Below are 24,619 nucleotides of genomic sequence, written 5' to 3' on the forward strand. Positions count from 1 at the left end.
CCGAGCACACCCCGCACCCGCACGAGGAGCAGCACCATGAGCCAGCCCATCGACTCCGTCACCGCCGGGCACACGCCCGAGGAGGCCCCCGCCGGGGCCGACGCCCCGGCCTGGTCCTTCGAGACCCGGCAGGTCCACTCCGGGGCGGTGCCGGACCCGGCGACCGGCGCCCGGGCGACGCCGATCTACCAGACCACGTCGTTCGTGTTCCGCGACACCCAGCACGCCGCCGACCTGTTCTCGCTCGCCGAGCCCGGCAACATCTACACCCGCATCCACAACCCCACCCAGGACGTCTTCGAGCAGCGGATCGCCTCGCTGGAGGGCGGGGTCGCGGCCGTGGCGCTGGCGTCCGGGCAGGCCGCGGAGACCCTGGCGATCCTGACCCTGGCGGGCGCGGGCGACCACATCGTCTCCAGCACGTCCCTGTACGGCGGCACGTACAACCTGCTCCGGCACACCCTGCCGAGGTTCGGCATCGAGGTGTCCTTCGTGGACGACCCGGACGACGCCGAGGCCTGGCGGGCGGCGGTCCGGCCGAACACCAAGGCGCTGTTCGCGGAAACGCTCGGCAACCCGCGCGGCAACGTCCTCGACGTGCGGGCGGTCGCGGACGTGGCGCACGCGGCGGGCGTGCCGCTGATCGTGGACAACACGGTCCCGACGCCCTACCTGCTGCGGCCGCTGGAGCACGGCGCGGACATCGTGGTGCACTCGGCGACCAAGTTCCTCGGCGGGCACGGGACGGCGATCGCGGGTGTGGTCGTCGACGGCGGCAGCTTCGACTTCGGCGCGCACTCCGACCGCTTCCCCGACTTCACCGAGCCCGACCCGAGCTACCACGGCCTGCGGTACTGGCCCGCGCTCGGCCCGGGTGCCTTCGCCGTCAAGCTGCGTGTGCAGCTGCTGCGCGACCTCGGCCCGGCGCTCTCCCCGCACTCGGCGTTCCTGCTGCTCCAGGGCGTGGAGACGCTCAGCCTGCGGCTGGAGCGGCACTCGGCCAACGCCCAGGCGCTCGCCGAGTGGCTGGAGCAGCGCGACGAGGTCGCCACCGTCCACTATCCGGGCCTGCCGTCCAGCCGCTGGTACGAGGCGGGGCAGAAGTACCTGCCGAACGGTGCCGGCGCGATCGTCTCCTTCGAACTGCGCGACGGCGTCGAGGCGGGCAAGCGGTTCGTGGACGCCGTCGAGCTGTTCAGCCACCTCGCCAACATCGGTGACGTCCGCAGCCTGATCATCCACCCCGCGTCCACCACCCACAGCCAGCTGGACGAGGAGCAGCTGACGGCCACCGGGACCGCGCCGGGCCTGGTGCGGCTGTCGGTCGGCATCGAGAACCTCGCGGACCTCAAGGCCGACCTGGAGGCCGGTTTCCGCGCGGCCAAGGGCGCCGCGTCCTGAACGCCGTACCGCGGCGTCCCGTGCTCCCCCTCCCGCCGGCCGTCGGGGCCTGGCGGGAGGGGGATCCCGTGGGCCGGCGCCGGTGGTACGTCGCACAGCGGCCGCTGCCATTGGAGGCCGGCGGTGAACTGCCCGGCGTACGGCTGGCGTTCGAGACCTGGGGCCGGCTCGCCCCGGACGCCTCCAACGCCGTGCTCGTGCTGCACGCGCTCACCGGGGACAGCCATGTCGCCGGTGCCGCCGGACCGGGCCATCCGACCCCGGGCTGGTGGGACGCGGTGGTCGGGCCGGGGCTGGCGCTGGACACCGACCGCTGGTTCGTGGTCGCCCCGAACGTGCTGGGCGGCTGTCAGGGCAGCACCGGCCCTTCCTCCCCGCGGCCCGACGGGCGCGGTGCCTGGGGCGGTGCCTTCCCCCCGCTGACCCAGCGCGACCAGGCCGCCGCCGAGGCCGGGCTGGCCGACGCCCTGGGCATCGAACGGTGGGCGCTGGTCGTGGGCGGTTCGATGGGCGGGATGCGGGCCCTTGAGTGGGCGGTGTCCTACCCCGGGCGGGTCGGCGCGCTGCTGCTGCTCGCCACGACGGCGGCGGCCAGCGCCGAGCAGATCGCGTGGGCGAACACCCAGCTCACCGCGGTCCGCGCCGACCCCGACTGGCAGGGCGGCGACTACCACGGCACCGGCCGCGCCCCGCTCGCCGGTCTGGGCCTGGCCCGCCGGATCGCCCACGTCACCTACCGCAGCGAACCCGAGCTGGGCATCCGTTTCGGCCGGAGCCCGCAGGACACCGAGAACCCCCTCCGCGGCGGCCGCTACCAGGTCGAGTCGTACCTCGACCACCACGCGGCCAAGCTGGTACGGCGCTTCGACGCGGGCAGTTACGTGGCGCTGTCGGAGGCGATGAACGCCCATGACGTCGGCCGCGCCCGGGGCGGGGTGCGCGCCGCCCTGGGCCGGGTCACGGCCCGCACCCTGGTCGCGGGCGTCGACTCCGACCGGCTCTATCCCCCGGCCCAGCAGTCCGAACTGGCCGCGCTGATCCCGTCCGCGGACCGGCTCCGGCTGATCAGGTCGCCGTACGGCCACGACGGGTTCCTGATCGAGACGGGGCAGGTGGGCGCGCTGGTGCGGGAACTGCTCGGCTGACGGCTCACCACTCGCGGGGCGCGATCAGCTCCTCGGTGTCCGCGTCCGCGAAGCCGTATGCCTGGGCGACGACCCAGAAGTCACCGCCTATCTCCTCGCGGGCCACGGTCTCGATCTCGCTGCCGGCCGCCTCGAACTCGGCCTCCAGGGCGTTGAACTCCTCGGTGGCCGCGTGGGTCAGGACGTAGAGCGCGGTCAGGTCGGCGGGGCGGTCCGCCTCGATGCGCTCGCACAGCCGGACCAGGATCTCCCTGCCGCGGTCCACCACCTGGTCGGGGAAGTACCCGTCCTCGTACAGGACCGCGAGGAACTCGTGCCCGGTGATCCGGGGATTGCTGACCGGCATGGTGACGCCCCACCCTCGTCCGTGGTCGATGTGACACCTTGATCATGCACCCCGCCACTGACAACGCCCCGGAGCAGCCCGTGTCCCAGCCGTCGTACGAACTCCTCCCCGGCGCCGCCCGGTCCCCCGTGATCCTGCACGTCCCGCACGCGGCCCGGGCGGTCCCGGCCGCCGTACGGGCCGGCATCGTGCTCGACGACGCCGAGCTGGAGCGGGAACTGGACCACATCACCGACGCGTACACGGACCTGATCGCGGGCGCGGCGGCCTCGCTGGCCGGCGTCACCCCGTGGCGGTTCGTCAACCGGCTGTCGCGGCTGGTCGTCGACCCGGAGCGGTTCCCGGACGAGCGGGAGGAGATGCTCGCCGTCGGGATGGGGGCCGTCTACACGCGGACCACGCACCGCGGTGTGCTGCGGCCGGCGGGGTTCGATCCCGGGCCGCTGGTCGAGCGGTACTTCCGGCCGTACGCCGGGGCGATGACGGAGGCGGTGGCCGGACGGCTGGCCGCGACCGGCCGGGCCCTGGTGATCGACGTGCACTCCTATCCCGAGCGGGCGCTGCCCTACGAGCTGCACGGGGCGGGGCCACGGCCGCCGGTGTGCCTGGGGACGGACCGCTTCCACACGCCGGACCGGCTGGCGCGGGCGGCGCGGAAGGCGTTCGCGGAGTGCGGGGAGACGGGGCTGGACAGTCCGTTCAGCGGGACGTACGTGCCGCTGGAGTACTACGGGAGCGACGCGCGGGTCGGCGCGCTGATGGTGGAGATCCGGCGGGACACCTACATGACCGAGCCCGGCGGCCCGGCCGGACCGGGCCTGCACCGGCTCGCCACCGCGCTGGCCGCACTCGTCGACGCGGCCACCCACTGACCCCGCCACGCACCGACTCGGCCGGCAACCGACCCCACCACGCACCGACTCGGCCGGACACTGACCGAGCCGACCGCTGACCACGGCGGCCACCGGCTCCGACTCCGACTCCGACTCCGACTCCAGCTCCAGCTCCGGCTCCGGCTCCGGCTCCGGCTCCGGCTGGACACGGGCGCCGACGGCCGACCCCGCGTCGCCGCCGCCGTGCCGCCGACGCCGTGCCGCAAACGCCGTGCCGCAAACGCCGTCGGCGCCTCGTCGGCCCCATCCGGCTGGAGCATTCCCGCAGGACACCGTCGGCGGGCCGTACGACGGTGGAGGCATGACGACGGACATCACCGCGCCCACCACGACGGAGACCGGCCCGCCCCTGTGCGAGGCCGTGCCCCTGGGCGAGACCGCCTCCCTCTGCGAGGCCGCGCCGCCGGTACGGGACTGGCCCGCGCTCGATCTGGAGGGCACGGAGTTCGACCCGGTCCTCGCGGCGCTGATGGCCGAGGGTCCGGTGACGCGCATCCGGCTGCCGTTCGGCGAGGGCTGGGCGTGGCTCGCCACCCGGTACGAGGACGTCAAGGCCGTCACCAACGACCCGAGGTTCAGCCGCGCCGAGGTCACCCGGCGCCAGGTGACCCGGCTCGCCCCGCACTTCAAGCCCCGTCCGGGCTCGCTGGCCTGGGCCGACCAGCCCGACCACAACCGGCTGCGCAAGCCGCTCGCCGGTGCCTTCACGGTGGGCGCGATGAAGCGGCTGCGGCCCCGGGCGCAGGAGGTCCTGGACGGCCTGGTGGACGGGGTCGTACGGGACGGGCCGCCCGCCGATCTGATCGAGCGGGTGCTGGAGCCGTTCCCGATCACCGTGGTCAGCGAGGTGATGGGGGTGCCGGAGGCCGACCGGGCCCGGGTGCACGCCTGGACCCGGCAGATCATCTCCACCTCGGGCGGCGTCGAGGCCGCCGACGCCGCCAAGCAGGGGCTCTACGGGTGGATCACCGAGGCGGTGCGCGCGCGTGCCGGCAGCCCGGACGAGGACGTGTACTCGCTGCTCGGGGCCGCCGTGTCCCGGGGCGAGATCGGCGAGGAGGAGGCCGTGGGGCTGGCCGGCCCGCTCCAGATCGGCGGCGAGGCGGTCACCCACAACTGCGGCCAGATGCTGTTCCTGATGCTCACCCGGACCGAGCTGATGGCGCGGATGCGGGAGCGGCCGGCCGAGCGCGGCCCGGTCCTGGACGAGCTGCTGCGCTGGATCCCGCACCGCAGCACGGTCGGGCTGGCCCGGATCGCCCTGGAGGACGTCGAGCTGGGCGACGGCACGCGGATCGCGGCAGGTGATCCGGTGTACGTCTCCTATCTGGCCGCCAACCGGGACCCGGCCGCCTTCCCGGACCCGGACCGGATCGACCCCGACCGGGCCGTCAGCCCGCACCTGGCCTTCGGCAACGGCCCGCACTACTGCACCGGCGCGGTCCTCGCCCGGCTCCAGACCGAGCTGCTGGTGGACACGCTGCTGGACCGGCTGCCGGGGCTGCGGCTCACGGTGCCGGCCGAGGACGTGCGGTGGCGCCGGAAGACGATGATCCGGGGACCGCTGAGGCTGCCCGTGGTGTGGTGAGGGCGCTCAGGCCCGCAGCCACTCCGTCACGACGACATCGCCGTCGGTCCGCAGCCGCAGGGCGAACGGGCCCGTGGGCGGGGTGTCGCTGCGGAAGCGGCCCATGCCGTCGACCGCGAGCGGGCGCGCCGCCGCCGGGCCGCCGAGCACCTCGATGCGCGCGGACTGCGCGGGCAGCACCTGCCCGAACAGTCCGTCGCCCGTCACCTCGACGTCCACGGTCAGCCCGCCCGCCCGGAAGGTCAGCATCCGGGGCGGGTCCTCGGCGCCCCTGACCGGGACGGCGTCCACCAGTGAGTCGAAGGTCAGCTCGGCGACCCGGGCCTCAAAATCGTGCAACACGTAGGCGTCCATGGCCACTTGCAGCAGATCGGCGGGGAGCGGGTCGAGGACGGCGGCCGCCCGGCGCAGCTCCTCCTCCAGGGAGTCCGCGTCGAAGCCGGCGTCGTCGAAGGCGTCCGGTGCGTCCCCCTCCACCGGGAACTCGTCGTCGCTCACAGCGCTCCCCTCGCGTCGAGCCGGGCGCGCAGCCGGCGCAGACAACGCTGGCGCAGCGGGCCGATGCTGCCCACGGCGATGCCCAGCGCGACGGACACCTCCAGATAGCTGGGCGGCGGCGAGGACATCAGCACGCGCAGCAACTGCCTGCAACGGTCGCCGAGTTCCTCGAACTCCTGCCACACCAGCCGGATCCGCTCGGCCTCGGCCTCCTCGTCCTCGGCGTCGATCAGGAACTGTTCGGGTGTCCGGTCGTCGCTGACCCGGTCGAGGACCTGCGGGTCGTCGGTCGGCAGCAGCCGGTTCGTCGCCCTGATCACCTTGAGGCACTCGTTGCGGGCCGTGCTGGCCAGCCAGGAACCCGCTTTCTCGGGCTCCCGGATCCGGCTCAGGTGCTGGGCGAACCGGAACCACGCGGTCTGGTACACCTCGTGCCCGTCTGCGTCGGAGAGCCGGTGCGCGCGCACCACCGACCACACCAGCGGGCTCAGCCCTTCCACGAGCGCCTTCCAGGCCGCCGCGTCGCCGTCGACTGCGGACTGGACCAACGCGCCGACCTCTGCTCGGTCCACGGTCCCACCCCTCGGGTACGGCATGTCATCGTACGCCGTGGAGGGGAGTGTTCCGGACCTCAGGTCGCGGTGGCCGGCTGCTCGACGGGGACCGGCCGCCAGTTCGCCGGGCGCAGCGCCGGCACATGGGCGCCGCGTACCTCGGCGTACTCCGTGACGCTCTCCATGAGTCGGTCCCGTGCCGTGCGCGGGTCGGTCTCGTTGGTCGTGGTCATCCGGTCGGCGACGAGGCCGGCGGCGATGGGGGTGGCGAACGACGTTCCGCTCCACTGTGCGAACCCTTCGAACATCACTTGGTCCGGTTTGCCGGGGCTGGTCGTCCCGGTGTCGGTCAGCACGCCGGTGTGGCGTGGGTACTGGCAGGTGCAGGCGTAGGTGAAGCCGAACCGGCAGGCGTCATAGGTGGTGTGCTGGTAGACGTACGGCACGGGTGTGTCGAAGCCGGCCAGGGCGCCGGTGAGCTGCTCGCCGGGGGCGTAGACGTCGACCCAGGCGCCGTGGTTGGTGAAGCAGGCGCCGTACTCGCCGTCGCTGCGCAGGGCTCCGACCGAGAGGACGACGTTCTCGTAGCCGGGCAGGGCGGCGTAGGCGGCGGGCCAGAAGGGGGTGGCGCTGCCGTTGTTGCCGGCGGCGGCCACGAGCAGGGTGGACCGGTCGCGCAGGGCCCGCATGAAGCTCTCGACGCCGAGCAGCCCTTCGGTGCTGCCGTTGGGGGTGCCGGCGGAGAGGCTGATGACGTCCGGCCAGCCGTGCCGGTCGACCGCCTCGAAGAGCTTGGCGCCGAACTCGGACTCCAGGATGGCGCCCGCGTCGTTGAGGGTGTTGGTGACGGTGATGTCGGTGTTGGGGGCGAGGGCGGCGACGAGTCCGGCGATGAACGTGCCGTGGCCGACGTAGAGTTGGAGGTTTCCGTCGGCGTCCGTCTCGGCGATCTGCGGGTCGCCCTGGGCGTGGCCGAGGAGCGGGTAGGAGCGGTAGTCGTGCACCAGTCCGGTGTCGATGACCAGGACACCGACGGCGGTGGCGGGGTCGTGACCGCCGCTCTTGGCCTGCGGGTTGGGGGTCTGGCTGAGCAGGGCGGGCACGGGCTCGCTGGGCGCGCAGGCGTTGGCGTTCCCGGTGGTGGACACGACGTGGTTGCGGCTGACCAGGCGGCGGCCGGCGCGGCCCTCGCTGTGCCGCAGGGCGCGCAGCGCGTGGCGGACGGCGAGGTCGCCGGTGTGGTCGCCGTGGTTCGGGTCGCCCACCTGGATGCGGGTGACGCCGGTGCGGTTGGTCTCCGGGCCGGCCCTGCGTACGTCGTCGGCGAGCAGGCCGGTGGTCGTGGTGAAGTGGGCGCGCACGGTGTCCTCGACGATCCGTGCCTCCTCGCCGTCGCGCGCGAGGACGACCCCCTTCTCGTAGTAGTACTCGGCCGCGTCGTCCGGCCCGATCGCCAGCGGGACGTCCGGCATCGAGCGCTGGATCTGATCGAACTGCTCGTGGAATCGCTTGGGTGCCATGGCCTGTCTCCTCCCCCAGAAGCGGCGTTCTTCAGTCAGAGTCACCAGCCGGCCGCTTGATACAGCGTCAAACCAGTGGGGCATGTATGCCCAGGCCACTACCATCCGAGGGGTGACTGCGCGAGACGAATCGGTTGCGGAACTCCTGCCGATGGTGTTCGCCGCCCCCGGCGAGGCCCTGGCGCGGGCGGAGCGCGTCCTGGAAGCCGATCCGCCGCCGTTGCACGCGTCCGTCGCGCACCAGGTCATCGGCATCTGGCAGCGGGACTTCGGGGATCTCGGGGTGGCTCTGGACCATCTGCGGCGGGCCCGGGACTTCGCGGCGCGCGCGGACTCGGCGGACTCGGCGGAGCGGGAGGCGGACGTCCTCGGCACCCTCGGGGTCGCGTTGGTGCACGCGGGGCGCACTCGGGAGGGGCTGGCCGCCCTCGAGCGCGGAATCGCGCGGGGCAACGGGCACACGCGGGCGCGGGTGCTGTACCGGCGGGCGTACACCTGGTGGGTGCTGGGCCGGCACAAGGAGGCCCTGGAGGACGTCCGGCGGGCGATCCCGGTGCTGCGGCAGGCCGGTGACGTGATCTGGACCGCGCGGGCGCTGAGCGTGCGGGCCACCGTGCACCTGGCGCAGGGCGCGGTGGACCGGGCGGACGCGGACTTCACGGCGGCGGAGCGGCTGTGGGAGACGACGGGCCAGGAGCACGACAAGGCGGTGGCGGTGGAGAGCCGGGGTCTGGCCGCGTTCCGCGCGGGCGACATCCCGGCGGCGCTGAGCCTGCTGGCCGAGGCCGAGAAGCGCTACGCCGCGCTGGACACTCCCCCGTTCATGCTCTACATCGCGCGCTGCGAGGTGCTGATGGCGGCCGGGCTGGCGCCGGAGGCGCTGGCGGAGGCGGACGCGGCGATCGCGAACCTGGACCGGATCGGCGGTCAGTCCACCCGTAAGGCCGAGCTGCTGCTGGTGGCCGCCCGGGCGGCCCGTTCGGCGGGGGACGCGCAGACCGCGATCGCCCGTGCCGCGGTCGCCGTACGGCTGTTCTCGGGGCAGCGGCGGAGCTGGTGGGAGACGCATGCCCGGCTGGTGCTGACAGAGGCGCGGGTGGCGGGCGGGGCCGTATCGGGCCGGCTGGTGCAGGAAGCGGCGGCGGTCGCCGAGGAGTTGGCCGCGTTCGGTGCGCCGGCCGCGCCGGAGGCCTCGCTGCTGGCCGGGCGGATCGCGCTGACGCTGGGCTGGACGGCCGACGCGGAACGGCATCTGGCGGTGGCCGCGCGCAGCAGGCACGGCGGTCCGCCGCTGGCCCGGATGACCGGCTGGGCGGCGCAGGCCCTGCGGGCCCGGGCGGCCGGTTCGCGCCGGGGCGTGCTGGAGGCGTGCCGGCGGGGTCTCGACGTCCTCGACGACCACCGGATGACCCTGGGCGCCTCGGAGTTGCGGGCCCGGGCGACCGCGCAGGGCGCGGAGCTGGCCACGCTGGCCCAGCAGGCGAGCCTCGCGGACGGCGGCCCGCGCCGGCTGCTGGAGTGGAGCGAGCGGTGGCGGGCCACGGTGCTCTCCGCTCCGCCGACCCGGCCGCCCGCCGACCCGGTGCTGCTGACCTCGCTGACCGCGTTCCGTGAGATCGCCTCCCGTGCGGAGGAGGCGCGCCGGGACGGCCGTCCGGTGCCCGCCCTGGAGCGTGAACAGCGGCGTCTGGAACGGGAGATCCGCTCCCGTACCCACCACACGCGCGGTGACGCGCCGGGCGGCGGTGACCGGTTCGACCCGGCGCGGCTGCTGGACCGGCTGGGCGACGCCAGGCTGGTCGAACTCGCGGTCCTGGACGGCCGGGTGCACGTCCTGCTCTGCGGCCGGGGCCGGGTACGGCGGTTCGTGGGCGGCGAGTTGGAGGAGGCGGTGGCCGAGGCGGACCATGTGCAGGCGGGGCTGCGGCGGCTCGCGCATCCGGGGGCGGAGGGGCGGCTGGCGGTGGTCGAGGCGTCCGGGCGGCGGCTGGAGGAGCTGCTGCTGGGCGAGGCGGCGGGGCAGCTGGGCTCAGGGCCGGTGGTGATCGTGCCGCCGGGGGCGCTGCACCGGGTGCCGTGGGCGCTGCTGCCCTCGCTGCGGGAGCGGGTGCTCAGTGTGTCGCCGTCGGCGGGCAGTTGGCTGCGGGCGCGGGAGACGGAGCCGCCGCCGGGCGGCCGGCATGTGCTGGTCCGCGGGCCGGGGCTGGCGACCGGTGGTGCGGAGGTGCCCGAGCTGGCGGGCCGGTACGCCACGGCCACGGTCCTGGAGCACGACGACGTCCAGGCGCCGCGGGTGCTGGCCGAGCTGGACGGGGCGGCGCTGGCGCACATCGCGGCGCACGGCACCTTCCGCGCGGACAGCCCGCTGTTCTCGTCGCTGCGGATGGCGGACGGTCCGCTGATCGTGCACGACTTCGAGCGGCTGGACCGCAGCCCCTACCGGATCATCCTGTCGAGCTGCGACACGGCCCGCCTCGCCTCGGTCGGCGCCGACGAACTCCTGGGTCTGGTAACGGCGTTGCTGCCGCTGGGCACGGCCGGGGTGGTGGCGAGCAGCGCGCCGGTGAACGACGCGGCGGTGGTGCCGCTGATGCTGGCCCTGCACAAGGGCCTGGGCGCGGGGCTCTCCCTGGCCGAGGCCCTGCGTGACGCCCGGGCCGCGCTGCCGGGCGACTCGGTCCACCAGGCGACGGGCTGGGCCTTCGCAGCGTTCGGAGCAGCCTGACCGACCCGAGCGACCCGAGGGACCCCGGCGGCCCGAGCAACCCCAACAGCCTGAGCGACCCCGGCGGCACGAGCGATCCGGGCAGCCCGAGCAGCCCGAGCGTTCCCGACGGCCCGAGCCTTCCCGGCATGAGCGATCCCGGCATGAGCTTTCCCGGCGGCCCGAGCAGCCCCGGCAGCACACGCGATCCCAGCGGTCCGAGCGATCCCAGCGGCCCTCGCGGCCCCGGTGGCACGAGCGATCCCAGCGCCCCTGGCAACCCGGACCGCCCGAGCAGCCCGGCGGTCGGCGTCGGTCACACCTGGCTGCCCGGGCGCGCGGCAGCCCGGTCGGCGGGGTGTCTCACGCGGTCCGTTCGCCGTCGGTGCGGTCCAGCAGCCACGGCAGTGCGGTGCGGTCGTTCGCGCCGAGGCGGGTGTAGGCGCCGTAGAGGTGGTTGCCCACCGTGCGTACGGACAGGGTCAGCCGGTCGGCGATCTGGCGGTTGCTGAGGCCCGCGGCGGCGAGGGTGACGATCTGGCGCTGGCGGACGGTGAGTTCGCCGAGGACGAGGCCGGACAGGGCCGGGGTGCGGGCGCCCTGGCAGCGGCGGGCGAGGGCGACCGCGCGGGTGCGGGACGTCCGGGCGGCGCGCGGGTCGCGGTGGACGCGCACGGCCTGGGCGTGGGCCTCCGCGGCGAACAGCAGCAGCCCGCGCTCGGCCAGCGCCTCGGCGGCCCGGTCGAGGGCGGGCCCGTCCCGCCGCAGGAGGGCTTCCGCGTGGCGGGCGAGGACGGCGTACGGCTGTCCCGCGGACCGGTCGGGCTCCCCGAGCCGTACGGCGCCGTAGTGCGCGAGACCCCCGTCCCCGCGCATTACGGCGCCTTCCCCCCGCTCGGCGGCGGCGCGGGCGAGTTCGGTACGGCAGGAGGCGTCGCCCGGCGCCTCCCGCAGTCCCTCCCTCGCCCAGGCCGCCGCCTCTCGCAGCTCCCCCCGAAGCCACGAGTACCGGGCGCGCACGGCGGCGTACCCGGCCGGTACGGGCAGGTCTTGCGCAGCCAGCCACTCCCCCACCGGGGCCGGCACCTCCCGTACGTCCAACTCGGCGACGCGGTCGGCCAGTCGCGTCTCCTCCTCCTTGAGCGCGGTCTCGCACCTGCCGGGGTCGCCGGCCAGCCGGCGGGCCCGCAGCCGGCCGGTCGAGGCGCGCAGCGCGGGGCCGTGCAGGGGGTGGGCGAGGCGGACCGCGCCCAGCTCGTCCACGTGGACCAGGGCGTCCGTCTCCAGCCGTTCGAGGGCGTCGAGGTCGAGGCCGTCGTCGAGGTGGAGCGGCAACGGCTCGGCGAAGGCGAGGCGTTCGAGGGTGTCGCGCTCGCCGGGGCCCGGGCGGTCCAGGAGGGGTACGACACGGTCCCGTACGGTCGCGGTGAGCGGCAGCGGGCCGCGCCAGGCCCGTTGGCCGGTCTCCGGGTCCCGGGTCAGCGCGCCGGAGTCGCGCAGCGCGCCCAGCAGATCGCGCAGCAGCCGCAGGTCGCCCCGGCACACCCGGTGCAGCCGGCGCACGGTGAGCGGCTCCAGGCCCGCCCCGGCGACGAGCCGGTCCGTCTCGTCGTACGGCAGCGGCTCCAGGACGAGGTGGGTGAGGAGTTCACCGGTCCACAGGCGGGCGACGGCACCGGGCACGGGGGCGGTGTCCACGGCGGCCACGACGAGCCGGGTACGGCCGTGCACGGCGAGCTGGTGGACGAGGGCGGCGGAGGCCTCGTCGAGGAGGTGGGCGTCGTCGACGAGGAGGAGCCGCAGGCCGGACAGGTGCCGGACCGCGCCGGGCAGGCCGGACCGCTCCGGGAGCAGGTGCGCGAACGCGGCGAACGGGAGGCTGCTGGTCTCGGGGGTGCCGGTGACCCTGGCGCAGTCGGTGCCCCGTACGGCCTGGGTGATCAGCCGGGTCTTGCCGACGCCGGCCGGGCCGGTCACCACGATCCCCTGCCGTCCCGCCGCCGACTCCCGCCTGACCAGCTCCAGTTCGTCCTCCCGGCCGGTGAACGGCCAAGGCAGTTCGAGGGTGTTCGCGTCCCGTTCGTAAGTCGTCACGTGAGTATGAGTCCGGTTACTCAACTCTGATACAGGGGGACTTGAGTAGCTTCCGACTCACGCGCACGGCCGGGTCGAACGGCAGTCTGGGCACATGACCCGACGCTACTGCTCGCTTCCGCGGCAGGCGGCCCCGGACTTCGCTCCGGGACTTGCCGCCGAGCGGCTGAGCGCGCTGACCGGCGGGCGGCGGATGTGGGTCAACGGCACGGTGCTGCACTACTTCTTCTTCGGCTCCGACACCGACGCCTCGGTGATCCCGGTCCCGGGGACCGGGGAGCGGCGCCTGGTGCCGTGGGCCGGGGCCAAGGAGCAGCGGGACGTGGTGCGCGAGTGCTTCCGGGAGTGGGCCGGCCTGGGCATCGGGGTGCGTTTCGCCGAGGTCGCCGACCGGCGCGAGGCCGAGCTGCGGATCGGCTTCCAGCCGGGTGACGGTTCCTGGTCGACGCTGGGCCGGGACGCGCTCTCGGTCGGCCGGGGCGAGCGCACGATGAACCTGGGCTGGGACCTGACCGAGCCGGGCGGGCGCTGGACGGTGCTGCACGGGATCGGGCACGCGCTCGGCATGCGGCACGAGCACCAGAGCCCGTACGCGGGGCTGCACTGGGACGACGAGGCGGTCTACAGCGAGCTGGCCGGGCCGCCCAACTACTGGAGTCGGGACCGCACTTACCACAACATCCTGCGCAGGCTCGACCCCGCCGAGGCCAACGGCTCGGTGTGGGACCCGCAGTCCGTGATGGAGTACCCGTTCGGGCCCGGGCTGGTCCTGGAGCCGGAGCAGTACCACAACGGCCTGTACCCGCCGGGGACCCTGTCGCCGGCCGACAAGGAGTTCGTGCTCCGCTGGTATCCGCCCGCCGGACCGCCGGCCGCGCTGGTGCCGTTCCGTTCGGTGCCGCTCAGCCTGGGTCCCGGCGAGCAGGCGGACTTCACGGTGGAGCCCGCGGAGACCCGGGTGTACACCGTGGGCACCTTCGGGGAGAGCGACTCCGTCGTCGTGGTCTTCGAGGAGCGCGACGGGGAACCGCGCTTCCTCGCCGGCCACGACGACGGGGGCACCCCGCACAACGCGAGGAACAGGGTCAGGCTCGTCAAGGGCCGCCGCTACTTCGTCCGCGTCCGTCTCCATTCCACGTGGGGGTCGGGGGAGACAGCGGTCATGTGCTGGTGACACCGGCACGACCGCGCGACGCGGAGGTCGGACCACTGTCCGGCACCGGGGGAAGCGGTCGAGGCGCGTGGCCTTCGGGGGAGGGACACGCGCCTCGGCCGCACCCGCCGTTCAGGCGCCCGGCTCCAGCGGCCGAGCAGGGTGAGCGCGAGTGCCGCTCCGGCCGCCGAGATCCCGCCGCCGCGGTACAGGACGACCGGCGAGGCGCCGTTCAGCACCGCCGTCCGCTCGGCGAGCACGGCGGCGTCGGGGACGGCCAGCGGCGGGTCGTCAGGGTGGGCGGCGGGCCAGGTGTCGTCGACCAGGGGGCCGGGGAGCAGGGCCCAGGGGAGCAGGGGCCGGGGAGCAGGGTGGTCATGGCGGCCGGTCGTACGCCCGCGACCTGCGCGTCTCGTCAATCGGGCGAAGGCGTCCCACATCCCGGACGTCGCTCGCGCGGCGGCCGGGAGCAGCGGTTACGGTTTCGGCCATCTACGCGGGAGCACCTCCCCGACCGGGCTGAGAGGGCGTCTGGGCGCGCCCTGCGAGAAGCCGCTGCTGCAGAAGGTGATCCAGAACGCGGGCGGCAAGGGCGAGTTCAGGCAGGTGACCCTCAGCACCTCGGCGTACGCGGCGCTCTACGCGGGCAAGGCGGACTTCGCGATGCCGATGCCCACCGGGGAGGGGCTGGAGGCGAAGCTCAGCGGCAAGCCGCAGGTCGCGCACGCGCGCGGCGGGCGAGGCGCTGGCCCGGCTGCACCTGGCGGCGGCGGACTTTGACGCGGCACCCCGCCGGGCGCAGCCGCTGGTCGCGTCGTTCACGGTGTTCGCCTCGGGCGACCCGCTGACGGCGCTGGACCGCTACGTGGCCGCGCGCCCCGAACTCGCCCTGGCGCTGGCCGGCTTCCCCTGCGCGAGGACACCCGCCGGGTCCTGCTCCCGCTGCACGCGCGGCCGGCGCCCCACCTCGCCGGACTCGCCCCGCTGCGGACCCACAACGGACGGCAGGCGGCTCCTGGACCGGCTCAGGGAGCGGAGCGCAGCGGTTCCACGCCGATGACCTTGTTGTAGACGCGGGCACCGTCGCCGTAGTCGTCGACCGCGTAGTGCCAGGTGGCCTGGTTGTCCCAGAGCACGAAGTCACCGGGGCGCCAGCCGAAGCGGATGGTGTAGTCGGGCGAGGAGGCGTGCTGGAGCAGGTACTGGAGCAGCGCCCGGCCCTCGGCCGGGGTCACACCGGTCAGCCCCTGCGCCGAGGAGCTGATGAACAGGCCCTTGCGTCCGGTGAGGGGGTGTTCGAGGACGACCGGCTGCTCGGCGGTGTCCCCCTCGGCGGTCTTCCCGGCGCCCTGCGCGTAGTTCTGCGCGTTGCCGTCGTAGACCGCGCGCACGGACTCCAGCAGCGCCTTGAAGGGCTCGGACAGGTCGTCGTACGCGGCCTGCAGATCGGCCCACAGGGTGTGGCCGCCGAGTTCGGGAACCTCCTGGTAGGTGAGCGACTCGATGGCGAAGACCGGGGTGCGCCAGACTCCGCCGATGTGCCAGGTGCCGGCCTTGCCGGTCTGCCGGACGTTGTACGGGTAGACCAGCGGGTGCTCAGGGTGGCGGACGGCGGTCGGGTGGTCGAGGGCGGTGGCGAAGATCTCCACCGCCGCCACGTGCTGAGCGGGCGTCAGGTGCTGGCCGCGGAAGACGAGCACCTTGTGGTCCCGGAACGCGGCGCGCAGCGCGTCGGCCGTGGCGTCGTCCACGGGGCGGGTCAGGTCGACGCCGGTGATCTCGGCGCCGAAGCGGGGCCCGGCGCGGTGGACGCCGAGCGCGGGCTCGTGGCGGGTGGCGGTGGTCATGTCCATCTCCTTGGGTACGTCGTGCGGGACGGAACGCGGACGGAGGGACCGGGCGGGTGAGCGCCCGGCGGACGGGTCATCGGCGGCGCCACTCCTCGGCGAGCAGTTCGTAGGACCTCACGCGGTCGGCGTGGTCGTGGGTGATGGTCGTGATGAGCAGCTCGTCGGCGCCGGTGGCCTCCTGGAGCTGCTCCAGCTGGTCGGCGACCCGGCCGGGCGAGCCGACGAACTGGGTGTCGAGGCGGTCCTGGACCAGTTCGCGGTCCGCCTCGCTCCAGACGTGGGCGCGGGCCTGGTCCGGGGTCGGGAACGGGATCGCGCCCTCCGCGGTGCGGATGCTGCGCACCCACGGGCCGTAGCCGGTGGCGAGTTCGCGGGCGGTGGCGTCGTCCTCGGCGACGACGACGTCGGCGGAGACGCTGACGTAGGGCTTGCCGAGCGTCTCGGAGGGCTCGAAGCGGGCGCGGTAGCCGTCCACCGCCTCCAGCACGGTGGCCGGGCTGACGTGGTAGTTGGCCGCGAACCGCAGCCCCCTGGCGCCCGCGGTCTCGGCGCTCTGGCCGCCGCTGCTGCCGAGGATCCACACCTCCAGATCGGCCCCCTCGCCGGGCACGACGTGCGCCTCGACGCCCTCCGGGGAGCGGTAGGTGCCGGCCAGCAGGGCGAGGATGTCGTCGATCTGCTCGGCGTAGTCCTGGGACTGGGCGCCGGGGAGCAGCAGCAGCTTGCGCTGGAGGGCGACGCGGGGTGAGCCGAGGAGGCGTTCGAAGGAGAAGCGGGGCGGGATCAGGAGGCCGTTCGGGGCGCGGCCGTCGGTCACCGGGGTCGCCGCCGGCGCGGCGGCCCTCTCGCCCGGCGGGCGGCCGCCCGAGCGGCCCAGGCCCAGGTCGAAGCGGCCCGGGTGCACCGCGTCGAGCAGGCCGAACTCCTCGACCGTGGACAGGGCCGTGCGGTGTCCGAGCTGTACGGCGCCGGAGCCGAGGCGGATCGTGCTGGTGGCGGTGGCCGTCAGGGCGAGGACGACCGCCGGGGAGGTGCCCGCGACACCGGGGTTGAGATGGTGCTCGGCGAACCAGTAGCGGGCGTAGCCGGCCCGCTCGGCCCGCCGGGCCAGGTCGACGGAGTTGCGCAGGGCGTCGGCGGCCGTGGCACCGGAGGGGACCGGGACCAGGTCGAGGACGCCGAGGGGGATGTCAGACACGGGTCGCCTCCTCGGCGGGCAGGACGGGGCCCCAGTCGAACGGCGGGTCGGGGATGTCCGCGCGCAGGGTCGGGGCGACCGCCGACTGGAAGAGCTCCAGGGAGTCGCGGTGCTGGGTGTCGGTGAGTCCGCCCGCGTCCGCGTGCAGATGGACCACGGTGTGTCCGAACCGCTCGTGGTAGCGGTGCACCTTGTCGATGACCTGCTGCGGGCTGCCGATCAGCGCCGAGCTGCGCGTCACGAAGTCCTCCACGGTCTCGAAGACCACGGGGAGGCCTGCCGTGCGCTGGAAGGCGAGGTTGCTCTCGAAGACGGGCCGGTACGCCTCCACCGCCGCCTGGGAGGTGGGTGCCACGTGGATGCCCGCGGTGCCCGCGCCGACGGCGATGTCCGCCGGGTCGTGGCCGTGGTGCTCCCAGCGTTCGCGGTAGTAGCGGATCAGCTCGGCGTAGGGCTCGATGGGGTTGGTGACGTTCGCCGAGAACAGCGGGTCGCCGTAGCGGGCCGCGAGGTCGACGGACTCCTTGCTGGTGGCGCTGCCGTGCCAGACCCGGACCGGGCGCTGGTACGGACGCGGCCAGACCTCGGCGTCCGTGAGTTCCGGCCGGAAGCGGGTCTTGGCACTCACCCGGTCCTGCCGCCAGATCTGCCGGAACACCTCGTAGCTCTCGGCGTTGCGGTCCCACTGGTCCTCGGGGGTGACGTGGAACAGCTCGCGCTGGGCGGCGCCGTTGCCCTTGCCGACGATCAGGTCGAGGCGGCCCTCGGAGAGGTGGTCGAGGGTCGCGTAGTCCTCGTACGCCCGGACCGGGTCCAGCAGGCTCAGCGTGGTGACGGCGGTGAAGAGCCGGATGCGCCGGGTGAGCGCGGCGACATGGCTGAGCACGACCGTCGGGGAGGAGGAGATGAACGGCCGCTCGTGCCGCTCCCCCACCCCGAAGCCGTCGAAGCCCAGTTCCTCGGCGAGGACGGCGTTGTCGAGGACCTCCCGGAACCGGTCGTGGGTGGACTTCCGCCGTCCCGTGACCGGGTCCGGGCGGTGCACGATCAGGGTGATCGCGAGGAACTTCACGACGCCGCCCGTTCGGTGCGCGGCTGGTCGGGATGGGCGAGGCCGAGGTGGTCGCGGAGGGTGGTGCCCTCGTACTCGGTGCGGAACACGCCCTGCTCCTGGAGGAGGGGTACGACCGTGTCGGCGAAGCCGTCGAGGCCGCCGGGGGTGATGTGCGGGACCAGGATGAAGCCGTCGGAGACGTCCGCCTGCACGAAGTCGTTGATCGTGCGGGCGACGGTGGCCGGTGAGCCGACGAAGGTCTGCCGGTTGCCGGTGTTGATCACCAGGTCGCGGATGGACCACTTGTTGGCCTCGGCGAGCTCCCGCCACTCGCGGGCGATGGCGACCGGGTCGCGGTACATCCGGACCTGGGCGCGGCCCCGGGAGATGTGCTGCTCGCCGACCAGCGGGTCGACGTCGGGCAGCGGTCCCTCCGGGTCGTACGACGACAGGTCCCGGTTCCAGACGAACTCCAGGTGCTTGAGGGCGGTCGCCCCGCTGACCTGCAGGCGGCGCACCTGGTGGGCGATCTCCTCGGCCTCCTCGTCGGTGTCGCCGAGGACGAAGCTGGCGGCGGGCAGGATCAGCAGGTCCTCAGGGCGCCGGCCGTACTTGGCGAGGCGGGACTTCACGTCCGTGTAGAAGGCCTGGCCGGCGTCGAGGGTGGCGTACCGGCTGAAGATCGCGTCGGCGGCGGACGCGGCGAACTCGCGGCCCTCCTCGGACTCGCCGGCCTGGAAGACCACCGGGCGGCCCTGCGGGGAGCGCGGCACGTTGAACTGGCCGTGGATGTCGAACTGCGCGCCCTTGTGCACGAAGGAGCCCGCTCCGGCGTCGCGCAGGAAGGTGCCGGTGGCCTGGTCGGCGAGGATCTCGTCGCCGTGCCAGGAGTCGAACAGCTCGTTGGTGGTGGCGAGGAACTCCCTGGCGCGCGAGTAGCGTTCCTCCTGGGGCAGGAATCCGCCGCGGCGGAAGTTCTCGCCGGTGAAGCCGTCCCAGGAGGTGACCACGTTCCAGGCGGCCCGGCCGTCGGAGAGGTGGTCGAGGCTGGCGAACTGGCGGGCCACCTCGTAGGGCTCGTTGAAGGTGGAGTTGATGGTGCCGGTGAGCCCGAGGCGGTCGGTGACGGCGGCCAGCGCGGCGAGGATCGTGAAGGTGTCGGGGCGTCCGACGACGTCGAGGTCGTATATCTTGCCGCCCTGTTCGCGCAGCCGCAGGCCCTCGGCGAGGAACAGGAAGTCGAACTTGGCGCGTTCGGCGGTCCTCGCGAAGTGGGCGAAGGAGCTGAACTCGATGTGGCTGCCGGCGGCCGGGTCGCTCCACACGGTGGTGTTGTTGACGCCCGGGAAGTGGGCGGCCAGGTGGATCTGCTTCAGCGGCTTGCTCATGACGGGTGCGGTCCTTCCGGCTCAGGCGGTGGCAGCGGCGTAGCGGTTGGCGGGGCGGGCGAGCCCGAGCAGGCCGCGCAGGGTGTCGGCCTCGTAGGCGGTGCGGAAGCGGCCGCGGCGCTGGAGTTCGGGGACCAGGTCCCGGGTGATGCGCGGCAGGTCGTGGCCGAGGACGGCGGGTCGCAGCCGGAACCCGGTGAGCCCCGCTGCCGCGAACTCCTCCAGGAGGTCTGCGAGTTGGGCGGCGGTGCCGGTGAAGATCCGGGCGTCGCCGGTCAGCGCGGAGCCGTCCAGTGCGTCGAGGCGGTTCTTGCGGGCCTCGGCCGCGGCGGCGTCGTCGTCCAGGAGCACCACGAGGTCGCCGAAGACGTGCACGGTGTCCCCGGCCCGTCCGGCGGCCTGCTGCTCGGCGCGGATCTCGGCGACGATCGCGCGGGCGTCGGCGGTGTCGTGCGGGGTGACGTAGCCGACGTCGGCCTGGCGGGCGATCAGCCGGTACGGGATCGTCTGGTGGCCGAGGGCGGTGACCAGCGGCTGGCCCTGGGGCGGGCGCGGGGTGATGGAGGGGCCCTTGACGCTGAACTTCGCGCCCTCGAAGTCGATGTAGTGCAGCTTGTCGCGGTCGATGAAGCGGCCGGTGGCGGCGTCCCGGATCTCGGCGTCGTCCTCCCAGCTGTCCCAGAGGCGGCGGACCGCCTCGACGTGGTCGGCGGCCTCGTCGAAGTGCTCGGCGAGCCGCTCCTGTCCGGCCGGGGACCTCAGTCCGGCCAGGTCGACGGGCGGGAAGGTGCGCCGGCCGAAGTGGTCCGCCTCGTGCGGGCGGGCGGAGATCTGGACCCGCAGCCCGGCGCGGCCGGTGCTGACGTAGTCGAGGGTGGCGATCGCCTTGGAGATGTGGAACGGCTCGGTGTGGGTGGCGATCACCGTCGGCACCAGGCCGATGTGGCTGGACAGGGGGGCGATACGGGACGCGATCAGGACGGCGTCGAGGCGGCCGCGGACCTGGTCGGTACGGCCGTCCAGCTCGCCGTAGTGCGAGGACTGGAGGCCGAGGCCGTCCTCGATGGTGACGAAGTCGACGAGGCCGCGCTCGGCCTCGGCGACCAGGTCGGCCCAGTAGCCGGCGGTGAACAGGCCGCCGGGGCGGGCGACCGGCTCGCGCCAGGAGGCGGGGTGCCAGCCGGTGCCGTCCAGGGCGACGGCGAGGTGCAGGTGGGAAAGGGGAGTTGAGGACACAGTGGTGCCTTCCTGAGGTCCGTGCGAGGGCGCGCCGGCGAAGGGGCGCGGCGGAGGAAGCAGTCAGGAACAACAGAGCGCGCCGGCCACGCGCTGGAGGTCGATGTGCGGCCGGGAGTGCAGGACGGTACGGCGGGCGGGGCTGAGGACAGGTGTCACGTCCCGTACCTCCCGGCCTGCTCCGCGTGCATCTCGTCGTGACTCACAACAGCCCGGCCCGGCCGGTTGTTCCCGGGCTGCGGACCAGCAGGATCGGGGAGAGCTTCCGTCGGGTGAAGCCGATCGACTCGTACAGCCGGATGGCCCTCGTGTTGTCCCGGGCGGCGTGCAGGAACGGGGTGTCCCCGCGCTCGCGGATACCGGCGGCGACGGCGCGGACCAGGCGGGTGGCGAGGCCGCGGCCGCGGTGGTCCGGGTCGGTGCAGACGGCGCTGATCTCCGTCCAGCCGGGCGGTCGCAGCCTCTCCCCGGCCATGGCGACCAGCCGCCCCCGGTGCCGGATGCCCAGGTAGTCGCCCATCTCGACGGTCCGGGTGCGGAACGGGCCGGGTGCGGTGCGGGCGACGAGGTCGAGGATCTCGGGTACGTCGTCCGGTCCGAGCCGTACCGCCTCGGGGTCGGGTTCGGCCCGCAGGCCCGTGTCCACGAACTGGACGCCCGTCCCGCCGCCGGCCACCTCCCAACCGGGCGGCGCCTGTTCGACGGGCTTGATCCGTACGGTCGCCCCGGGTCCGACGAGCGTGTGCAGGTCGGCCCAGGCGCCGGGGTCTCGGGGGTCGGCGAGCGCCGCGTAGGCGTAGACGTCGTCGGGGTAGCGGGCGGCCCGGCCGAACCGCTCGGCGAGGTGGGCGTGCGGGCCGGTGAGGGCGGACCAGACGGCGTTGTCGAGGGGTGCGGTGTCGGGGGTGAGGGGGGCTCCGCCTCCGCGGATGTCGGTCTGGACGGTCACGGAGGCGCAGTCCTTTCTGGGCCGGCGGACGTGTTCTCGACGGGGAGTCAGGAGTTGTCGAGGGGCAGGCCGGGCGGGTTGACCTCGGACTTGGTGACGGCCTCGTCGGAGAGGTTGTAGGCCTTGAGCCACTTCGCGTACTGCCCGTGCTCGATCAGGTAGTTGATGGCGTCCGCGAGCGGCTTGGCGAGGCCGCTGTCCTTCTTGGCGGTGGCCGCGATCAGGCCCTGGAGGCCGGCGCCGGCGCCGGAGTAGGTGCCCGCGGTGCGGGTGGCGTTGGGCTTCCCCGCGGTCTGCCGGTTGTGGTACGCGAAGCCGGGGTTGGGCCCGAAGGAGGCGTCGATCTTGCCGCTGTCCAGCGCCAGGAAGGTGCTGGTGCTGTCCTGGAAGTACTTGACGGTGAGCTTCTTGCCCTCCTTGGCGAGCTTCGACTGCCACTCCAGGAGGATCTTCTCCTGGTTGGTGCCGGACCCGACGGCGACCGTCTTGCCGGCGAGGTTCTCGTAGTCGCCGTCGAAGTTCCAGGTGCTCTTCTTCGGCACGAGGAAGGCCAGGTTGTCCTCGCGGTAGGAGGCGAACTCGTACTTCTTCTTGCGCTCCTCGGTGATGGTGACGTTGGAGAAGGCGGCGTCGACCTTGCCGCTGTCGATGCCGACGAACATGTTCTCCCAGGTGAAGTTCTTGACCTCGGGTTCGAGCCCGAGGACCGCGGCGACCAGACGGGCGAGGTCGGGCTCGGTGCCGGTGAGGGTCTTCTGGTCGCTGCCCACGTAGGCCAGCGGCGGGAGCCCGGCGGGCAGGGCGCCCTCGCCGATGACGAGCTTGCCGCTCTTCCTCACGGAAGCCGGCAGCTCGGCGCTGATGGACTTGACCTCGGAGACCTTGATGGCCGTCCGGGTGGCGGCACCGTTGGAGACCTGTCCGACGACGACCTCGCCGGTCTTGGCGTCGGCGGTGGTGGCCGCGTCGCTGTCGCCCCCGCAGGCGGCGAGCCCGGTGGCGAGGGAGGCGACGGCGGTGGCCGCGGTGATGCCTCTGATCAGGCTGCGTCGGGTGATGTGGGTAGACATGGCCGTTCCTTGTCGCTGCGGGTGATGAGGGCGGTGGCGTGGGGGAGGTCTGGGGTACGGCGGGTCAGAGGACCTTGCTGAGGAAGTCCCTGGTCCGCTCGTGCTGCGGCTTGTCGAGGACCTCGGAGGGCGGACCCTGTTCGACGATCTTCCCGCCGTCGATGAAGACGACCCGGTCGGCGATCTCGCGGGCGAAGCCGATCTCGTGGGTGACGATGACGAGCGTGGTGCCGCTGGTGGCCAGGTCCTTGATGACGGAGAGGACCTCCCCGACGAGTTCGGGGTCCAGCGCGGAGGTCGGCTCGTCGAAGAGGATGACGCCGGGGCGCAGGGCGAGGGCGCGGGCGATGGCGACGCGCTGCTGCTGCCCGCCGGACAGCTGCCGCGGGTAGGCTCCGACGCGTTCACCGAGGCCGACGCGTTCGAGGAGGTCCTTGGCCAGCTGCTGGGCCTCGGGCTTGGTGAGCTTTCCGGTGGCGACCGGGGCGGCGGCCACGTTGTCGAGGACCGTCAGGTGCGGGAAGAGGTTGAAGTTCTGGAAGACGAAGCCGATCCGGCCGCGCTGGGCCAGGATGGCGCGCTCGCTCAGCTCCTTCAGCCGCTCGCCCTGCCGCTTCACGCCGATCGGTTCGTCGTTGACGCTGACGTAGCCGATCTCCGGCTTCTCCAGGTGGTTGATGACCCTGAGAAGGGTGGACTTGCCGGAACCGGAGGGGCCGAGGATGACGGTGACCTCGCCGGGACGGACCGTCAGGTCGACGCCGTCGAGGACGCGGTGGGCGCCGTACCACTTGTGGACGTCGTGGATCTCCAGGCCGGCGGGGGCCGTGTCCAGGGTGTCGGTGGTGCTCATACGGCGGCCTCCCGGCGGATGCGTGCGCGCAGGTCGGCGAGGCCGCCCCGCAGTTTCTGCAAGGGGGTCGGCGGCAGGGCGCGGGTGGCGCCCCGGGCGTAGTACCGCTCGACGTAGAACTGGATCACGGAGACGACGCTGGTGAGGATCAGGTACCAGACCGTCACCACCAGGAGCAGCGGCACGATGTCGCCGGGGTAGGTCGAGCCCATGCTCTGCGCGGAACCGAAGAGGTCGAGCAGCGAGACGTAGAAGACCAGCGAGGTGCTCTTGATCAGGCCGATGAGCTGGTTGACGTAGTTCGGGGTGATGGAGCGCAGCGCCTGCGGGAAGACGATCCTGCGGAACTGGTAGCCCTTGGGCAGGCCGAGGGCGGCCGCCGCCTCGTGCTGGCCCTGGTCCACGGAGAGGATGCCGCCGCGGACCACCTCGGCGGCGTAGGCCGCCTCGTTGAGGCTGAGGCCGACGACCGCGATGGCCATGTCGGTGGCGAGCTTGGACTCGTCGAAGGAGAAGAAGGCCGGTCCGAAGGGGACGCCGATGCTCAACGTCCTGTACAGGGCACTGAAGTTGTAGAGGAAGAGCAGTACCACGATGAGCGGGACGGAGCGCAGCGCCCAGACGTAGGTCCAGCTGACCGCGCGCAGCACCGGGCTCCTGGACAGCCGGGCCAGGGCCAGCAGGATGCCGCCGAGCAGTCCCAGGACCGCGCTGTAGGCGGTGACTTCGAGGGTGATGACCAGTCCGTCGAGGATGGCCGGGCGCAGGAACCAGTACGCCCAGCGGTCCCACTGGTAGAACGGGTTGGTCACCAGTCCGTGCGCGAACTGGGCGACCAGGACCAGGACGACGGCGGTGGCGATCCACCGCCCCGGCCTGCGCAGCGGCTGAACTCGCTGTGCGGTCAGCAACTTTGACGGTTCATCAGCCGTGCTCGGCGCCTCGGGGGCGGCGATGGTGGCGCCTGGGGGTTCACTCATGACGGACTCCGGCGATGTCGGAAACCCGCCTCCCACGGGCGGACGGCCGCGGCCGGGCCGTGTTCGGGCACGGCGCGGCACGGGGCGCGGGGACGCGCGGGACGCGGGGACTGGGCGGACGAGGTCACACCGGGCGGGCGGTGTG

At 73.6% G+C, this 24,619-nt stretch carries 22 protein-coding genes; 7 read left to right on the forward strand and 15 right to left on the reverse strand.

The genetic code is table 11. The features are described 5' to 3' along the window. The first annotated feature begins 36 nt into the window (after positions 1–36). A complete protein-coding gene (locus ACZ619_RS00785) occupies positions 37–1,401 on the forward strand; it encodes a bifunctional o-acetylhomoserine/o-acetylserine sulfhydrylase (protein ID WP_469592571.1) in 1,365 nt (454 codons plus the stop codon). A gap of 20 nt (positions 1,402–1,421) precedes the next feature. After that, the gene (metX, locus tag ACZ619_RS00790; RefSeq protein ID WP_469592573.1) at positions 1,422–2,546 is read left to right on the forward strand and encodes a homoserine O-acetyltransferase MetX; all 1,125 of its coding nucleotides are present in this window, start codon (positions 1,422–1,424) and stop codon (positions 2,544–2,546) included. A gap of 4 nt (positions 2,547–2,550) precedes the next feature. On the opposite strand, the gene ACZ619_RS00795 is transcribed toward metX, so the two are convergent. Further along, positions 2,551–2,892, reverse strand: a complete 342-nt coding sequence (locus ACZ619_RS00795; protein ID WP_469592575.1) for a DUF5713 family protein — start codon at positions 2,890–2,892, stop codon at positions 2,551–2,553. Positions 2,893–2,936: 44 nt separating this feature from the next. Between ACZ619_RS00795 and ACZ619_RS00800 the strand changes: the two genes are divergently transcribed. Both ACZ619_RS00800 and ACZ619_RS00805 read left to right on the forward strand, forming a co-directional pair. Continuing rightward, positions 2,937–3,764: an N-formylglutamate amidohydrolase gene (locus ACZ619_RS00800; RefSeq protein WP_469592577.1), complete on the forward strand. Its 828-nt coding sequence runs from the start codon at positions 2,937–2,939 to the stop codon at positions 3,762–3,764. A 322-nt stretch (positions 3,765–4,086) separates the two neighbouring features. Then, positions 4,087–5,373 carry a cytochrome P450 gene (locus tag ACZ619_RS00805; RefSeq protein ID WP_469592579.1) on the forward strand — a complete coding sequence of 429 codons (1,287 nt, stop codon included), beginning with the start codon at positions 4,087–4,089 and terminating at the stop codon, positions 5,371–5,373. Positions 5,374–5,379: 6 nt separating this feature from the next. On the opposite strand, the gene ACZ619_RS00810 is transcribed toward ACZ619_RS00805, so the two are convergent. Genes ACZ619_RS00810 through ACZ619_RS00820 form a run of 3 tightly spaced genes read right to left on the reverse strand, consistent with a single transcriptional unit; the run spans position 5,380 to position 7,945 of the window. Continuing rightward, the gene (locus ACZ619_RS00810) at positions 5,380–5,871 is read right to left on the reverse strand and encodes a hypothetical protein (protein ID WP_469592581.1); all 492 of its coding nucleotides are present in this window, start codon (positions 5,869–5,871) and stop codon (positions 5,380–5,382) included. Further along, entirely contained in the window at positions 5,868–6,467 is a 600-nt protein-coding gene (locus ACZ619_RS00815) for an RNA polymerase sigma factor (RefSeq protein ID WP_469592583.1), read from the reverse strand. The genes ACZ619_RS00810 and ACZ619_RS00815 overlap by 4 nt, the downstream gene beginning before the upstream one ends. Positions 6,468–6,502: 35 nt before the next feature. Continuing rightward, complete coding sequence (locus ACZ619_RS00820; protein ID WP_469592585.1) at positions 6,503–7,945, reverse strand: S8/S53 family peptidase; 1,443 nt, start codon at positions 7,943–7,945, stop codon at positions 6,503–6,505. Between the two features lie 151 nt (positions 7,946–8,096). Here ACZ619_RS00820 and ACZ619_RS00825 point away from each other — a divergent pair, with 151 nt between their 5' ends. After that, complete coding sequence (locus tag ACZ619_RS00825; RefSeq protein ID WP_469593252.1) at positions 8,097–10,670, forward strand: CHAT domain-containing protein; 2,574 nt, start codon at positions 8,097–8,099, stop codon at positions 10,668–10,670. Between the two features lie 342 nt (positions 10,671–11,012). Here the strand turns inward: ACZ619_RS00825 and ACZ619_RS00830 are convergent, their stop codons facing one another. Beyond that, positions 11,013–12,743 (reverse strand): LuxR family transcriptional regulator AbsR2, encoded by a 1,731-nt coding sequence (locus ACZ619_RS00830; protein ID WP_469592587.1) that lies wholly within the window; start codon positions 12,741–12,743, stop codon positions 11,013–11,015. 94 nt (positions 12,744–12,837) lie between these two features. Here ACZ619_RS00830 and absR1 point away from each other — a divergent pair, with 94 nt between their 5' ends. Both absR1 and ACZ619_RS00840 read left to right on the forward strand, forming a co-directional pair. Continuing rightward, positions 12,838–13,917, forward strand: a complete 1,080-nt coding sequence (gene absR1, locus ACZ619_RS00835; RefSeq protein ID WP_469592589.1) for a beta-glucuronidase AbsR1 — start codon at positions 12,838–12,840, stop codon at positions 13,915–13,917. Positions 13,918–14,463: 546 nt separating this feature from the next. Next, positions 14,464–14,676 (forward strand): hypothetical protein, encoded by a 213-nt coding sequence (locus tag ACZ619_RS00840; RefSeq protein ID WP_469592590.1) that lies wholly within the window; start codon positions 14,464–14,466, stop codon positions 14,674–14,676. Between the two features lie 245 nt (positions 14,677–14,921). Here ACZ619_RS00840 and ACZ619_RS00845 read toward each other — a convergent pair whose 3' ends face one another. From ACZ619_RS00845 to ACZ619_RS00890, 10 genes are all read right to left on the reverse strand, one after another. Beyond that, positions 14,922–15,743: a TauD/TfdA dioxygenase family protein gene (locus ACZ619_RS00845; RefSeq protein WP_469592592.1), complete on the reverse strand. Its 822-nt coding sequence runs from the start codon at positions 15,741–15,743 to the stop codon at positions 14,922–14,924. A 76-nt stretch (positions 15,744–15,819) separates the two neighbouring features. Further along, positions 15,820–16,944 carry an LLM class flavin-dependent oxidoreductase gene (locus ACZ619_RS00850; RefSeq protein ID WP_469592594.1) on the reverse strand — a complete coding sequence of 375 codons (1,125 nt, stop codon included), beginning with the start codon at positions 16,942–16,944 and terminating at the stop codon, positions 15,820–15,822. After that, complete coding sequence (locus ACZ619_RS00855) at positions 16,937–18,016, reverse strand: LLM class flavin-dependent oxidoreductase (protein ID WP_469592596.1); 1,080 nt, start codon at positions 18,014–18,016, stop codon at positions 16,937–16,939. Before ACZ619_RS00855 ends, ACZ619_RS00850 begins: the two co-directional genes overlap by 8 nt. After that, entirely contained in the window at positions 18,013–19,386 is a 1,374-nt protein-coding gene (locus tag ACZ619_RS00860; protein WP_469592598.1) for an NtaA/DmoA family FMN-dependent monooxygenase, read from the reverse strand. The genes ACZ619_RS00855 and ACZ619_RS00860 overlap by 4 nt, the downstream gene beginning before the upstream one ends. Before the next feature lie 21 nt (positions 19,387–19,407). Further along, positions 19,408–20,622 (reverse strand): LLM class flavin-dependent oxidoreductase, encoded by a 1,215-nt coding sequence (locus ACZ619_RS00865; RefSeq protein WP_469592600.1) that lies wholly within the window; start codon positions 20,620–20,622, stop codon positions 19,408–19,410. Positions 20,623–20,685: 63 nt separating this feature from the next. Beyond that, positions 20,686–20,781 (reverse strand): putative leader peptide, encoded by a 96-nt coding sequence (locus tag ACZ619_RS00870; RefSeq protein ID WP_469592602.1) that lies wholly within the window; start codon positions 20,779–20,781, stop codon positions 20,686–20,688. Positions 20,782–20,824: 43 nt separating this feature from the next. Next, a complete protein-coding gene (locus tag ACZ619_RS00875) occupies positions 20,825–21,571 on the reverse strand; it encodes a GNAT family N-acetyltransferase (RefSeq protein ID WP_469592604.1) in 747 nt (248 codons plus the stop codon). Positions 21,572–21,618: 47 nt separating this feature from the next. Next, a complete protein-coding gene (locus tag ACZ619_RS00880) occupies positions 21,619–22,641 on the reverse strand; it encodes a transporter substrate-binding domain-containing protein (protein WP_469592606.1) in 1,023 nt (340 codons plus the stop codon). Positions 22,642–22,705: 64 nt separating this feature from the next. Then, complete coding sequence (locus ACZ619_RS00885; RefSeq protein ID WP_469592608.1) at positions 22,706–23,494, reverse strand: amino acid ABC transporter ATP-binding protein; 789 nt, start codon at positions 23,492–23,494, stop codon at positions 22,706–22,708. Continuing rightward, complete coding sequence (locus tag ACZ619_RS00890) at positions 23,491–24,474, reverse strand: amino acid ABC transporter permease (protein WP_469592610.1); 984 nt, start codon at positions 24,472–24,474, stop codon at positions 23,491–23,493. The genes ACZ619_RS00885 and ACZ619_RS00890 overlap by 4 nt, the downstream gene beginning before the upstream one ends. Positions 24,475–24,619: the final 145 nt, after the last annotated feature.

It is taken from the genome of Streptomyces sp. NPDC104367 (assembly GCF_055583825.1).

Excerpts from the sequence above, each read along its gene's own strand:
- ACZ619_RS00795 (WP_469592575.1), bottom strand. The coding sequence starts at position 2,892 with ATGCCGGTCAGCAATCCCCGGATCACCGGGCACGAGTTCCTCGCGGTC.
- ACZ619_RS00825 (WP_469593252.1), top strand. The coding sequence starts at position 8,097 with ATGGTGTTCGCCGCCCCCGGCGAGGCCCTGGCGCGGGCGGAGCGCGTC.
- ACZ619_RS00805 (WP_469592579.1), top strand. The coding sequence starts at position 4,087 with ATGACGACGGACATCACCGCGCCCACCACGACGGAGACCGGCCCGCCC.
- ACZ619_RS00785 (WP_469592571.1), top strand. The coding sequence starts at position 37 with ATGAGCCAGCCCATCGACTCCGTCACCGCCGGGCACACGCCCGAGGAG.
- ACZ619_RS00890 (WP_469592610.1), bottom strand. The coding sequence starts at position 24,474 with ATGAGTGAACCCCCAGGCGCCACCATCGCCGCCCCCGAGGCGCCGAGC.
- ACZ619_RS00800 (WP_469592577.1), top strand. The coding sequence starts at position 2,937 with ATGCACCCCGCCACTGACAACGCCCCGGAGCAGCCCGTGTCCCAGCCG.
- ACZ619_RS00860 (WP_469592598.1), bottom strand. The coding sequence starts at position 19,386 with ATGAGCAAGCCGCTGAAGCAGATCCACCTGGCCGCCCACTTCCCGGGC.
- absR1 (WP_469592589.1), top strand. The coding sequence starts at position 12,838 with ATGACCCGACGCTACTGCTCGCTTCCGCGGCAGGCGGCCCCGGACTTC.
- ACZ619_RS00815 (WP_469592583.1), bottom strand. The coding sequence starts at position 6,467 with ATGCCGTACCCGAGGGGTGGGACCGTGGACCGAGCAGAGGTCGGCGCG.
- ACZ619_RS00885 (WP_469592608.1), bottom strand. The coding sequence starts at position 23,494 with ATGAGCACCACCGACACCCTGGACACGGCCCCCGCCGGCCTGGAGATC.
- ACZ619_RS00845 (WP_469592592.1), bottom strand. The coding sequence starts at position 15,743 with ATGACCACCGCCACCCGCCACGAGCCCGCGCTCGGCGTCCACCGCGCC.
- ACZ619_RS00820 (WP_469592585.1), bottom strand. The coding sequence starts at position 7,945 with ATGGCACCCAAGCGATTCCACGAGCAGTTCGATCAGATCCAGCGCTCG.
- ACZ619_RS00880 (WP_469592606.1), bottom strand. The coding sequence starts at position 22,641 with ATGTCTACCCACATCACCCGACGCAGCCTGATCAGAGGCATCACCGCG.